Genomic DNA, 13,278 nt, shown 5'->3' with positions numbered 1-13,278 from the left:
CGGGTATGCCCTGGATGCACCATATTCAACCTGTCACAAGGTGAGGAAATACACATGCTTCGTTCATCATGGCGAGCCACGACGCTCCTGGTGGTATTAACACTCTGTATGCTTATATTAGCCACGTGTACTAACCGTGGCGTTTCACTTACAAATCCCTTGTACGTTCAGCAATTGACTACCGATCCAACCAACTACGCCGGTCGAGAAGTGACAGTTGATGGAGCCTACGTCTGGCGACCCGGCAACCCATCACTATCGGTACTGGCAGTCGGTGTGAGCACGCTAGACAATGGGCTGGATGCTCAACCTATCGGCGAACCCATCTGGCTCGAAGGATTTCCGGCTGAAGTTACCGAGCACCTTCATCGTCCGGGCGATTCGGTGTATGGCTTCGTGCGCGTGCGTGGTCGCTTCGAGGCGAACGGTAACTATGGGCCGGGTGGTGCCTACCGCTACCTGTTGACGGTCAGCAGTGCCGAACCGATTGAGCGGATTCGGCGGGTCGAGCAGCGGCTTGCTGATCGACCACTGGGGCCGGATAAGGTATCGTTCTTCGAGCTACTCCGCAATCCCGATCAGTATCAGGGTCAGCGGGTAACCACGCAGGCATATTACTTCTGGAATTCGGTCATTTATGTGCTGGCGGAAGGTATTTCGACCGAAGAAGACGGTTCCAGTCCGCAACCGGTCGGTGGAGCCATTTGGGTTGAGCAATTCCCACCCGATCAATCAGCGGCTTTGAATGTTGGCCCCAATAACAGCTTTGTCTGGGGTCTGGTTGAAGTAACCGGCACGTTCCAGACCGGCGGTGGTTTCGGGCGTGATGGCGCTTACCAGAGTATCTTCTTCGTCGAATCGGCCCGTCCACTCACACCGTAGCGGTTGGGTAGACGGTATCTTTCATCTGTTGGAACGAAACGTGCACCGGTATCGCCAGCGATCAGCCGGTGCACCATTCACGCAATGGGGCAAGGCGTGTGTACTACTTCATCGAGCCAATGCGTGAAGAAGATATTCCTGCCGTGCAAGAGATCGAGCGGCAGAGTCAGATGGCACCGTGGTCAGCCCTGACCTATCGCCGCGAGATTCGCAACCGTCAGTCGTGCCGGTATGTCGTGGCCCGCGCCGACACGCAGCTCCCCGATGGCACACCCCCTGCAACCGATTACCCTCTCCTGCTGCGGCTGTTGCAACGCATTGGCCTGGTTGCCCCCGCATCTACCAGTACTGCACCAATCGTTGGCTATGGCGGTATCTGGCTGAACGAAACCAGTGGTCACATTACAACGATTGCGGTTGCACCGGCCCATCGCCGGCGCGGAGTTGGTGAGCTGATCCTCAATGCGCTTATTGATGGTGCTTACGAACTGAACGCTCAGTACCTCTCGCTCGAGGTGCGGGTCAGTAACCTGACGGCCCAGCGCCTCTACCTCAAATACGGCTTTCGTCCGGTAGGTCAACGGGCGAACTACTATGTTGACAATCACGAAGACGCTCTGGTGATGTGGACAGACCCCATCACAACGACGAGTTATAAGGAGCGTCTCCGTGAGCTACGCCGACAATTGCACGAACGGCTACGTCAACAGGTCGATCAAGTGGTGGTTGGGAGTCCAAGTAACGGTCCAACCGTCGGGTAGAGTGGACTCTGGCGCAGATCGGCAGCCCGAAAACGACCCTGGAAGATGGCATCGGCCAGTTCACGGTGCAGATGGGCCAGTCGTTCCCTCCCCTGCAATCGATCACGAAACGCCGCGTGTCGCAGCAGCAACGCCGCTTCATTCCGTGGCGAGAGTTTTCCGGCGTAGAGCTGGTGCGGTGCGCGCGGTGCCAGCCCTAGCTCATCGCACCGTTGCAATAACTCGCGATCACGATCATGACGATAGATCGGATTGACGGTGGCCTGATCGCGATAGACATCGCGATAGTAGCGCGGTGGGTACGAGCCTAACTGACTGAGCAGCACGTTGATCCGATGACGATGCCGTTCATTTGGGATGTGGAGATAATCCCACACCACAAAATCAACCCCAACCTCAGCACAGGCGTGCAATACCCGTCGCAGATTGAGGTTGCTGTCGTTCACATAGGGCATCACCGGCAACAAGGCCACGCCAACCGGAATACCCGCCCGTTTCAGCTCGGCAAGCATCTCCAGGCGGAGTTGGGGTGACGGTGCCCGTCCTTCAAGGCGCGTCGCCAGATGCTGATCCAGGGTCAGCAACGTCGTTACCACCACCGCCAGACTACGCTCGTTCATCTTTTGCAACAGTGAGCGATCTTCCAGCACGAGTGGACTCTTGGTCATAATCAGACATGGCTGACCGTGTTCGGCAAAAAGCTGCAAGACCTGGCGGGTAATCCGATAGGTCTGCTCAGCCGGTTGATAGGGATCGCTCAAGGCGCTGATCGCAATCAGATCACCACGATCAATCTTTGGCAACGCTGCTGCCAGACGTTGCGGCAGATCAACCGGGATCGCAATCGTCTCGTTGAGCGGGCGTTCGTTGTACACCCAGCTATCGCAATAGGGACAGCCCAATTCACAGCCGGTATAAACGCTCATCGTATAGGCCGAGAGAAAATACTCGTTGATGAGCGGTCGGCGGGCACTTAGCGGCGGTACATTGGGCGCCAGTTCTCGTTGATAGTACGCCATACCAACCCAACTACGACAATTTCAGCGAACGTTGACGCCGAACCTCAGCCAGGGCTGCCAGTAGCTCGGCATGGATCAGACCATTGGTTGCGACCAGTCGATCACCGCCGAGCGGTCGCCACGGCTCACCCTGCCAGTCGGTGACGGTGGCACCCGCTTCGAGGGCGATCAACCCGCCGGCTCCAACATCCCATGGCTTCAGCCCCAGCTCCCAGTGTCCATCAGTGCGACCGGCAGCGACTGCACAGAGATCGAGGGCTGCTGAGCCGGGCCGCCGAATATCCTGTACAAGCATCGCCAGATGGGTCAACTCGGCCAGATTGTTGTCAGGCTGCTCAAACCGGTCGTAGGGCAACCCACTGCTCAACAAACTACGTGCCAGCGTGGGTGTTTGCGAAACCCGCAGCCGTCGCCCGTTGAGAAATGCACCCCGACCACGCTCGGCGTAGAACAGCTCGTTGCGCATGGGATCGTAGACAACTCCCAGCAACGGTTCGTTATAGGCGAGCAGGGCAATCGAGACACAGAAGATCGGCAGCCCGTGGAGAAAATTGAGCGTTCCATCGAGTGGATCGATCAGCCAGGTGTAGGGCGATGACATACTCACCCCACTCCCCTCCTCGGCGATAATCGCGTGATCGGGATAGCGAGCACGGATCGCGCCGACAATCAATGCTTCACTGGCTCGATCTACTTCGGTCACCACATCGGCGTACTGTTTCGGTTCGTAACTCACATCACGCTCGGCGCCGGCCCGGATCAGCGTGCCGGCCCGGTAGGCGAGATCGATAGCAAAATCAAGCATCACGGCAATCAATCCTGTGTATCAATGACGTATCAGTACCATTGTCATTGTAGCAGGGAGAACGCAATCCGCAAATCGGACAAAGTGCGTAACAGCGAATAATGCGTGACGGCACCATACGATTGCCGGCGCTGCTCGCTGCCATTGTTAAACATAATCCACCGCACGACCCGACCGCTCCTCATCGTGCGCTGCGACGCAACTACTATCTTGACAACGGCCTGTCACCGTCTTATAATATGACCACCTGGTCATATGACCAGGTGGTCACTTGAAAGAAAGGTACTCCAATGAGCATTCCAGACATCATCGGTCTTCTCCTCCTTCTCTACGGGCTGACCTGTCTCTACATCAGCCTTGCCAAACCGGCGGCGATCTGGCGGCTCGGCAAGATTCAAGGCTTTGTCCAGCTCATTGGCGAGAAGGGAACTACCGCGCTCATTTTCGGCCTGGGAGTTGGAACGGTAATTGCCGGGACGTACCTGCTCTGGCTGTAGGAGCATAGCAATGCCGACAGAAACCTTCTTCAACCTCCCCGAAGAGAAACGGTCACGCCTGATCGATGTTCTCCTCGATGAGTTTGCCCAGAACGACTACGACAGCGTTTCGATCAATCGCATCACCGAGCGGGCCGGCATTGCCAAAGGCAGTTTTTATCAGTACTTCGCTGACAAGAAAGACTGCTACCTGTATCTGATTCAGCTCGGCATCGAGCAGAAAACCGCCTTTCTCCGCCAAACACCGCCGGCATCAACCACAGATATGTTTGCCTATCTCCGCTGGCTGCTCGATGTCGGTATTCAGTTCCAGTTTCACAACCCCCGCCTGGCGCAGATCGCTTACAAGGCGCTGTACGACGATGTGCCACTACCGGCGGAAACGATGCAGGTGATCCGACACGGCAGTTTCGCCTACTTCAAACAACTGGTCGAACAGGGCATTGCCGATGGTTCACTTGTTCCCGACCTCGACGCCGACACAGCCGCGTTCGTGTTGAACGTTGTCTTCACCGAGCTGGGGAATCATCTGATCGAGCGTTTTGCGGTCAATCCGGCAGAGTTGTTGCGCGAGGGAGGCATCGTCTTGCTCCAACCGGCTATGCGTCGTGTCATCGAGCAGGTGATCGACATCCTGGAACGGGGCATGCGACGGCGATAACGCTGTGACCACTCGCAACAATATCAAGGAACAACCTTATGATTAACGTCCAGAATCTCTCTTTTACCTATCCCGGCACCAGCACACCGGCGTTGCATGACATCACCTTTACCATTGAGGCCGGTGAAATCTTCGGGTTTCTCGGCCCCAGTGGTGCCGGTAAATCCACCACGCAGAAGATTCTGATCCGCCTGTTGCGTGGCTTTCGTGGTCACGTCACGATCCTCGGTCGCGATCTGCGTGACTGGGACGACAACCTCTACGAGCAGGTAGGTGTCTGCTTCGAGCTGCCCAATCACTACGGCAAGCTCACAGCCATCGAAAATCTACGCTACTTTGCGCGCCTGTATTCCAGGCCAACCCTGGCACCTGAGACTGTGCTCGACATGGTTGGTCTGAGCGAGGACGGCCACCTGCTGGCTTCACAATATTCAAAGGGGATGAAGATCAGGCTCAACCTGGCCCGTGCGCTCCTGCATCAGCCCCAACTGCTCTTTCTCGATGAGCCTACTGCCGGTCTCGACCCGGTCAATGCACGGCGGATCAAAGACCTGATCAAGGCCCAGAAAGAAGCTGGCCGCACCATCTTCCTCACCACCCACGACATGAACATCGCCGAAGAGCTGTGTGATCGGGTGGCATTCATCATCGACGGTCAGATCAGGCTCATCGACTCGCCACGGGAGCTGAAGTTGCAGTACGGCAAAAAACTGGTACGGGTGGAATATCTGGTCAACGGTCACCTGGACGCCTGCGAGTTCGCCCTCGACGGTCTGGCCGATAATCGTCAGTTCCACGATGTACTCCGTCTGCCAGTACAGACCATTCACACGCAGGAGGCCAGTCTTGAGCAGATATTTATTCAGGTGACTGGACGCAATCTGAATTGACCCGTCATCAGCAACCGTTCGGTACGGCAGGCAGGGTGAACGTCCTGGTACGCCCCTGATCGTAAGCACGGCTGGTGCGGCAGCATAGCCGCTGTCCTCCACACCACGCGCTGCGGCAAGCCGGTCTGGGAACGGTATCCGCGCTGGAACGTGAGACCACTATTGACGAAGTGGCAACACCGGTTCTACGCTGCCACGCTCAGGGGTGGCAGGTTGATCGCTGGATCACGGGTCATAAACGTTATAACACCGGATTAGATATTACACTGCGAGAACGCTATGAACCGTCTCTTACACACAACCTATTGGGATATTGTTCGCCAGTATCGCAACGGATTTTACTTCGTTACGGTGTTGATCGTCGCGCTCCTGGTTGTTTTGTTACGTCAACTCGATGGCGTGGACTGGCAACTGTGGTGGCCGGCCATTCTGCTGGAAACGCTGGTGGTTAACAGCTTTTTCTTTATGGCCGGGCTGGTCTTGCTGGAGAAGGGGGAAGGCGTGCTGGAAGCACAGGTTGTCACCCCGCTCCGCGACTGGGAGTATCTGCTGGCGAAGATTATCAGTCTATTCGTCCTTTCAGCCAGCGAGTCGCTGGCCCTGATCCTGCTGGTGAGCGGCCCAGCCTTTAACTGGTTGTGGATGCTAATCGGCATCGGTTGTTTTGTCGCCATGTACACGTTATACGGATTTTTTGTTGTGGCGCGTTACGATTCGATCTCTGAATTCATCCTGCCTTCGGCGCTATGGACGATGGGTTTTTCGATTCCGCTGTTACCCTATTTTGATCTCTGGCAACACTGGCTGATCTACCTGCATCCACTTCAGGCACCCCTGATACTGGTGGAGGCAGCCTACAAGCCGCTACCGGCCTGGCAGTTGTGGTACGGTATTCTTTACAGTCTGGTCTGGATCAGTATCGGATGGGTCGTCGGGCGGCACACCTTCTACCGCTTCGTGGTGACCAAAGAGGGCAGTCGGCGGCGAAGCGTATCGTTAGCGAGGTCGTTATGAATATGTTGCAAACACTCCGTGCTCTTGGCCCAATCGATCTGCGCAGTGTCTGGCGCGATAAGATGCTCTCGTGGATGATCTTCCTGCCGATCCTGGGAGCAATCATTCTGCGAGTTGGATTACCGCCGCTCACCGCACGTCTGCGCGCACAGTACGCCTTCGACCTCGAACCGTGGTACCCGCTCTTCCTGAGTTATTTTTTTGTAGTGATGACACCGGCAATCTTCGGGATTATGATCGGCTTTCTACTGCTCGACGAAAAGGACGACCAAACGCTGAAAGCGTTGCAGGTCACGCCACTCTCGCTCAGGAACTATCTCGCGTATCGTATTGCCATACCCGTTGTTCTGACCATCGCCATGATGTTTATTCTCTTTCCATTGTCGGCGCTTGACGACATCTCAATCCCGGCGACGTTCCTCACGGCCATTGCGGCTGCGCCGATTGCGCCTGCCCTGGCCCTCTTTATGGCAGCACTGGCCCAGAATAAGGTGCAGGGTTTCGCGCTGATGAAGCTCGCCGGCGTTGTGCTGATCATGCCGATCTTTGCCTTTATCGGTGATGGACACTGGGAAGTGCTCTTTATGGTCATTCCAACCTACTGGCCGATGAAGAGCTATCTCTTGCTGAGTGATGGTCAGATCGCCACTGCCTGGCCCTACCTGATCGCCGCAGTTGTCTACCCGGCAATCATCATCTGGTTGTTCGGGAAACGCTTCAACCGGATAATGGTAGAATAGGCCGGGAATCATCAGCTTAAACCTGAGCAGATGTGGTGGTTTATCAACCCGGCATCCGCCCTGATATGAACAATCGTATGCAGCATATCGGCGTCGTTATTGTTTCTTACAACACCGCTCCGCTGCTCCGGCGCTGTCTGGCAGCGCTGGAGCATTGCCATCTTCCGCTACAGATCGTCGTGGTTGATAACGGCTCGCACGACGAGAGCGTTGCCCTTGTCCGACGCGAATTCCCGCACGTTATCCTGCGCGAACGGCCAGAAAACCCCGGCTACGCGGCGGCTAGCAATGAAGGCATTGCGCTGCTGCACGAACACAACGATGCCGTCCTTATCCTCAATCCAGACACCGAGGTCTTACCTGGTGCCATCGAGGCGCTGGCCGATTTTCTGGCTGCCCACCCGCGGGTCGGCCTGGTCGGGCCACGCCTGCTCAACCCCGATCACAGCCTGCAACGGGCAGCCTTTCGCTTTCCCGATCTGATCACCACGGCTCTCGATCTCTTCCCACCGGGTGAGGTGTTACCCGGTCGGCTGTACGATTCCTGGTGGCACGGTCGCTATCCGCACGAATTAGGCGACTCCCCCTTCCCAATTGACTACCCGCTGGGTGCGTGTATGCTCGTCCGCAGCAGCACCATTGCTGAGGTTGGTGGGATGGATGAAGGTTACTTTATGTACTGTGAAGAGGTCGACTGGTGCCGGCGGATCAAACAGGCCGGCTGGGCGATCTGGCAGGTACCGGCAGCGCGGGTTGTGCATGTTGGTGGCGCGGCTACCGGTCAATTCCGCTGGCGCATGCAGGTTGCGCTCTGGCGTGCCCGCCGGCGCTACATGCAGAAGTTTGCCTCACCGATCACGCAACGCGCCTACGCTGCCCTGGTCACGGTTGGGATGCTTCGCCTCACCGGCAAAGCCTGGCGCGACTATCTGAATGGGCGGATCGACCGCGATGCTCTGCGCGGTCAGCTCCTGGCTTACGGCACCATTTTGCGTGACAGCTCCAATTTCTCATCAATACCGGTTGCGAAGGTTGCAGGCTGATGCTATAGTAGCAACAAGAGCAGAATTGTCTGGCGGGACAATACCCTGCTCACATGTAGATGAGATTTTTATATCGCGATTCAAGCCTAACGCTGTGAGGTTGGTTCGCGTGAACATACCGACGCATTGCTCCGCAGTTCGTCGTAACGCTACCTGGATCAGATGTGTGTACGCCGTTCGCCGTTGCGAGCAGGCCGTTGCCGGTAGTGATACAACAACCCGGTACGATAGCGTGAGCTGGCGTCGATGAATGCTCCGCGCTCCACCCTCCCAATGCACAACAGGAGCAGACAAGACAACGATGTACGACCAAAAGCGACCAGATGTCGCGGTCTTCATCGACTTCGAGAACATTTATGTCAGCGTGCGCGACAAGCTCAACGCCACGCCTAATTTCGAAGCGATTATGGACCGCTGCAACGACCTCGGCCGCGTCGTGATTTCACGCGCCTACGCCGACTGGTACCGTTATCCTCGCATTACCAGTGCCCTTTACGCCAACGCTATTGAACCAATTTACGTTGCCACGTACTACTACGACAAAGATGCCGGTCGTACCGGACGAGCAATCAAAAACAGTGTCGATATGAACCTTTGTATCGACGCGATGAAGACGCTCTATACCAACCCGAACGTTGCCCGCTTCGTTCTGGTCACCGGCGACCGTGACTTTATTCCGCTGGTACACAGTATTCGCCAGCACGGCAAAGAGGTGTACATCATCGGTATCGGCGGTGCTGCCAGTACCCATCTGGCTCAAAGCGCCGACGAGTTTGTCTTCTACGAGCAACTGATCGGGCGTCAACCGAGTGCCAGTGCCGCCGCCACGGCAATTGCCAATCGGGCAACCGAGCTTAACCGCGCCCTCGAAATGGTCGAAGCCGAGCCGCCACCGACCCCGGTCGTTGCCCCACCCCCGCCCGAACCGGACATTTACGATGTGCTGGTGCAGGCTATTCACCTGGCCCGCAAGCGCGGCTATGTGACCACGCTGGGATCGCTGAAGATGCTGATGAAAGAGCTGATGGGTGGCGATTTCAAAGAGAATCGCTACCGTGACCTGAACGGACGGCCATTCTCCAAGTTTAAGGACCTGGTGATGGACGCCGAACAGCGCGGGAAGGTGCAAATCTTCACCAAAGGCTCGGTCAACGAGGTCTTCCTGCCCGGCGAAGACCCGATGAAGCTTTCGCGCTTTGCCCCGGCGCTGATGGAAGAGTTGCCGCCCGAACCGGTGGTGATCGATCCGCCCATCGGGAGTAACGGCAGTGTCCAGATCGCCGAGATCAGCCCGGTCGTGGTCGAAGAGTTGAAGACGGTTGTGCCAGAACCGGCACCGACCACCACAACCACCAGCAGTCGCCGCCGCCGCCGGCGGTCGCGGCGCAGTGGTCGCCAGCGCGAAGAGCATACCGTCATTCAGGAAACGACCGAGGTTGTTGTCGAACTGGACGAGCCTGAGTACAATCCGCCTCAGATCGATGAACCGACCCCGATCAGCGCGGAGACACCTGTCGCAGTCGAACTCGTGGCAGAGCCACTGCCTGTTCCAGCCGAACCAGTGGTGGAAGCGTTACCGGCCACGGTTGAGGCCGCCCAGGGTGCAGCCGAGAGCGAACAACCGGCCAAGCCGAGTCGCAATCGGCGCCGGCGGTCGCGGAAGGCAACCGCCGAGGCTGGCGAAGCGGCTACCGGCGCATCCGAGTCAACCGACGAGGCGGGGTTGACGGTTGCCCCGGCAGTCGTGGAGCCATCGGCGCCACTGCCCGAACCGGCAGGCGATCTAGCGATGACGGCGCCAGCGGTGACCACCGGCGCGTCGGAGTCAACCGCCGAGGCGGAGGTGATGGTTGCTCCGGCGGTTGAGGAGCCATCGGCGCCACTGCCCGAATCGGCAGGCGATCCTGCGATGACAGCGCCAGCAGCAGTGTCGGGTAACGAAGCGACGATGGCATCCACCGCTGAAGTGGAGTCATCTGCGGGGGCGTCAACAGCCGAGGACGGTATCGGTCAGGTTGATCTCAGCGTCGTATTTAGCGAAGCTGAATGGGAACTCTTACGAGCGACTGTCCGTGAATTGGGCAAACCGGCCACCTTCCAACAACTCTTGAGTGCGCTTCAGGCTGCACGTAAACAACACGGGTTGCCGCGTACTACCGAAGAGAATCGCACAATGCTCAAGCAAGCCATTCACCATGGCATGTTTGAGCGCACGACTCGGAGCCGTCGCGTTTATTACACCCTGAAGACGAGTGAGTAGCCTGATCAAAATCTGTGGCCTACGCACAGTCGATCTGGCGCTGGCAGCCGCCACTGCCGGCGCCGATCTGATCGGCCTGGTCTTTGCGCCCAGCCGACGGCAAGTCACCGTCGCCGCAGCTCAACAGATTGCCGCCGCCGTGCGCGCCCTGCCACCACCACGCCCGTTGATCGTCGGCTTATTCGTGAATGAACCGGCGGCCCACGTAGCCGACATTGCCGCCACAGTGGGATTAGAGGCGATTCAGTTGAGTGGCGATGAGCCGCCAGATTACCCGACCCCACACGGGCTACCGGTGATCAAAGCGATTCGGATGATCGATACCCCACTTGAGCAGGCATGGCTGGCGCGTATTGCAGCTATACCAACAGTTGGTCAGGGGCTACCCCCACTGACTGCACTGATCGACGCGCACGTCAGTGGTGCCTACGGCGGTACCGGCATCCAGGCCGACTGGGGACGGGCCGCACACATTGCGCGGCAGGTGCCGACCATCCTGGCCGGTGGCCTGACACCGGTGAATGTCGCACAGGCCATCGCCATCGTGCAGCCAATGGGTGTCGATGTCAGTAGCGGTGTCGAGCGTGATGGCCAGAAAGACCCGGCCCTGATCAGGGCATTTATCGCTGCTGCACGCAGTGCATAAGAACTTGAGACTGCAACACGCCGCTATCGCTCAACGTCAGATAGCAGCATACACGCCTTTAACACTCTGCCTGATGCACAGCCGGGCACACGACACCTGAGCCACTTGAGATAGGAACCGATGATGCGTAGCAGACCCAACCAATCCCTCACCCAACCACCACAACACCAACAGCCTGGCATCACCATCCTGCGAGCGGTTGGCATCCGGTTGCTGCGCATGCTTCTACGGGTAGTATGGGCCGTTGCGCTGCTGATGCTGTTGCGGTGGATCGTTTTACGAGTGCGCCGTATCCGTATCAGACCAACCCCATACACCACACCACCGATTGGCCCTGAAGCCATCGACACCCGTCGCCGCCGCATCGTTGTTAGCGATCTGCATCTGGGGGGTGGTGACAGGCGCGATGATTTTTGCGATGACGAAGCCTTGATCTCATTTATCGATCAGTATGTCAATCGTGAGCCGACCGAACTGATCCTGGCCGGTGATACCTTTGAGTTTTTGCAGGTCAGCCTGCCTGACGTAGACGATAACGAGTGGAGCGCACAGGCAGCGGCCCGTCGGCTTGAGGCCATCATCAACGCTCACGCCGGCGTCGTTGCAGCCTTGCGGCGCTTTGTGCAGAACACCAGCAATCAGCTCACGATCCTGATCGGCAACCACGATTTCGAGCTGCACTATCCGGCGGCAAAGATGGTGTTACGGCAGGCACTTGGTCTGCCAACAGATGATCCGCGCCTGCGGTTTGGCATCAGCTACCACGGTGGTGGCGTCTATATCGTACACGGCAATCAGTTCGATCCGTGGAACCGCTTCGTCAATTTTGCCGGGATTAGTGAACCATTTGAAGTTGTGCGCGGCACCCAACTGGTCAAAGAGGTGATCAACGATCTCGAAGACGATCCCTTCCCGCTGGCACCGTTAATCGACAACATCAAGCCATCATCGGCATTCTTCTGGTACTTGATGAGTTTGCAACGGCTACGCGACCCGGATGCCCGCCGCTTTGTGACGCGAGGTATTATTGGGTTTCTGCAAGTCACCGCGTGGGCGCCACCGCATCATCTCTCCAGCGAAGCAGACGAATGGCTGAAACACTCACCCTTCATCGTGTTCTGGCAACCAATCGCCACGTTCCGCCGTGGGCGTGTTGCACGCCATCAAGCCATCGCCCGTCAGTTTGGTGTAGCCGCCGAAGCCGTCGGTGACCTGCCAGAAGTGGTTGATCAGGTGCGCGACGAAGCCCGTCGGCAGGCGAGCCGCGAGGTTACGGCTTTCAACGATGAAATTGCCCGCGAGATGGCACAGATTGCGCGCCAGCCACCGTACCAGGCTGACCGCCTGTTCGTGTGTGGTCACACCCACCTGGCCCGCAATATCGAATTGGGTGATGGGAGGCGCTACATCAATACCGGTACCTGGACCGATATTGTCTTCGATGTGGAAACCATGCGTCGCCCCAGCCAGCGTTATCCATTTCTGGAGATCGTTAACGACAGCGCCGGCACACCTCACGGTCGGTTACTGGTCTGGCACGGCCCGACCCAACCACCACAGGTCTGGCACGACGAAGAACCACCGCAGCAACGGCGGCAAAGTCGTGTACAATAGGGTCAGATGCAACCTATCATCTCTAACAGGTTTCATAGGAAAAGGAGGCATTCAGCATGAAAAACGTTCTGCGACTACTCGGCATTGCCGCCGTCATCGGGCTGGCAATTGCCATTTTCCGCGCTGTACGCCAGTATCAAGAGGATAGCGTCTTCGATCTCACGCCGGCGACCAACACCAACACCGGCAACAACGGCCAACGCAGCAGCATCAGCCCAGAGCTGTTGAGCATGCTGGCCGATCCCGGCGACAAAGGGCCGGTCGAGCTGATGGTTGACGCGAACGGCAAAGAGTGGCTGGTCAACCGCCGCAACGGCTACCGCTATCCGATTGAAGACGGCATTCCGATTATGCTGCTCGAAGAAGGCGAGAAGAACAAGGACGAAAGCCTGATTCAGAAGTAGCGTCGCCTATGCTACAAGCGCCTCCCGTGCTACACGGGAGGC

The 13,278-nt window shown here is 57.5% G+C and carries 14 protein-coding genes; 12 read left to right on the top strand and 2 right to left on the bottom strand.

The genetic code is table 11. The features are described 5' to 3' along the window. The first annotated feature begins 54 nt into the window (after window positions 1–54). Both CAUR_RS14275 and rimI read left to right on the top strand, forming a co-directional pair. Window positions 55–882 carry a hypothetical protein gene (locus CAUR_RS14275; RefSeq protein ID WP_012258577.1) on the top strand — a complete coding sequence of 276 codons (828 nt, stop codon included), beginning with the start codon at window positions 55–57 and terminating at the stop codon, window positions 880–882. Between the two features lie 98 nt (window positions 883–980). After that, complete coding sequence (gene rimI / locus CAUR_RS14270; RefSeq protein WP_012258576.1) at window positions 981–1,643, top strand: ribosomal protein S18-alanine N-acetyltransferase; 663 nt, start codon at window positions 981–983, stop codon at window positions 1,641–1,643. Here the strand turns inward: rimI and CAUR_RS14265 are convergent. Together CAUR_RS14265 and CAUR_RS14260 are read right to left on the bottom strand one after the other, a co-directional pair. Next, window positions 1,598–2,662, bottom strand: a complete 1,065-nt coding sequence (locus tag CAUR_RS14265; RefSeq protein WP_012258575.1) for an SPL family radical SAM protein — start codon at window positions 2,660–2,662, stop codon at window positions 1,598–1,600. The genes rimI and CAUR_RS14265 overlap by 46 nt on opposite strands. A 10-nt stretch (window positions 2,663–2,672) precedes the next feature. Then, complete coding sequence (locus CAUR_RS14260; RefSeq protein WP_012258574.1) at window positions 2,673–3,467, bottom strand: inositol monophosphatase family protein; 795 nt, start codon at window positions 3,465–3,467, stop codon at window positions 2,673–2,675. 290 nt (window positions 3,468–3,757) lie between these two features. On the opposite strand from CAUR_RS14260, the gene CAUR_RS14255 reads away from it, so the two are divergent. The 10 genes from CAUR_RS14255 to CAUR_RS14210 all read left to right on the top strand — a co-directional run bounded on the left by CAUR_RS14255 (window position 3,758) and on the right by CAUR_RS14210 (window position 13,236). Beyond that, complete coding sequence (locus CAUR_RS14255; RefSeq protein WP_012258573.1) at window positions 3,758–3,964, top strand: hypothetical protein; 207 nt, start codon at window positions 3,758–3,760, stop codon at window positions 3,962–3,964. Between the two features lie 10 nt (window positions 3,965–3,974). Continuing rightward, window positions 3,975–4,625 carry a TetR/AcrR family transcriptional regulator gene (locus CAUR_RS14250; RefSeq protein WP_012258572.1) on the top strand — a complete coding sequence of 217 codons (651 nt, stop codon included), beginning with the start codon at window positions 3,975–3,977 and terminating at the stop codon, window positions 4,623–4,625. Window positions 4,626–4,663: 38 nt separating this feature from the next. Then, a complete protein-coding gene (locus CAUR_RS14245) occupies window positions 4,664–5,515 on the top strand; it encodes an ABC transporter ATP-binding protein (RefSeq protein ID WP_012258571.1) in 852 nt (283 codons plus the stop codon). A gap of 279 nt (window positions 5,516–5,794) precedes the next feature. Then, entirely contained in the window at window positions 5,795–6,529 is a 735-nt protein-coding gene (locus CAUR_RS14240; RefSeq protein WP_012258570.1) for an ABC transporter permease, read from the top strand. Then, window positions 6,526–7,269, top strand: coding sequence for a hypothetical protein (locus CAUR_RS14235; protein ID WP_012258569.1), 744 nt, complete (start codon window positions 6,526–6,528; stop codon window positions 7,267–7,269). The genes CAUR_RS14240 and CAUR_RS14235 overlap by 4 nt, the downstream gene beginning before the upstream one ends. 77 nt (window positions 7,270–7,346) lie before the next feature. Beyond that, window positions 7,347–8,312 (top strand): glycosyltransferase family 2 protein, encoded by a 966-nt coding sequence (locus tag CAUR_RS14230; RefSeq protein ID WP_242604935.1) that lies wholly within the window; start codon window positions 7,347–7,349, stop codon window positions 8,310–8,312. A gap of 301 nt (window positions 8,313–8,613) precedes the next feature. Then, window positions 8,614–10,572, top strand: a complete 1,959-nt coding sequence (locus CAUR_RS14225) for an NYN domain-containing protein (RefSeq protein ID WP_015909278.1) — start codon at window positions 8,614–8,616, stop codon at window positions 10,570–10,572. Continuing rightward, complete coding sequence (locus CAUR_RS14220; protein WP_012258566.1) at window positions 10,565–11,218, top strand: phosphoribosylanthranilate isomerase; 654 nt, start codon at window positions 10,565–10,567, stop codon at window positions 11,216–11,218. The genes CAUR_RS14225 and CAUR_RS14220 overlap by 8 nt, the downstream gene beginning before the upstream one ends. Window positions 11,219–11,338: 120 nt before the next feature. Then, window positions 11,339–12,832 (top strand): UDP-2,3-diacylglucosamine diphosphatase, encoded by a 1,494-nt coding sequence (locus tag CAUR_RS14215; RefSeq protein WP_012258565.1) that lies wholly within the window; start codon window positions 11,339–11,341, stop codon window positions 12,830–12,832. 56 nt (window positions 12,833–12,888) lie between these two features. Next, entirely contained in the window at window positions 12,889–13,236 is a 348-nt protein-coding gene (locus CAUR_RS14210; protein ID WP_012258564.1) for a Trm112 family protein, read from the top strand. Window positions 13,237–13,278 lie beyond the last annotated feature (42 nt).

Source organism: Chloroflexus aurantiacus J-10-fl (assembly GCF_000018865.1).
Lineage (GTDB): Bacteria > Chloroflexota > Chloroflexia > Chloroflexales > Chloroflexaceae > Chloroflexus > Chloroflexus aurantiacus.
This window is presented reverse-complemented; position numbering and strand designations above follow the sequence as displayed.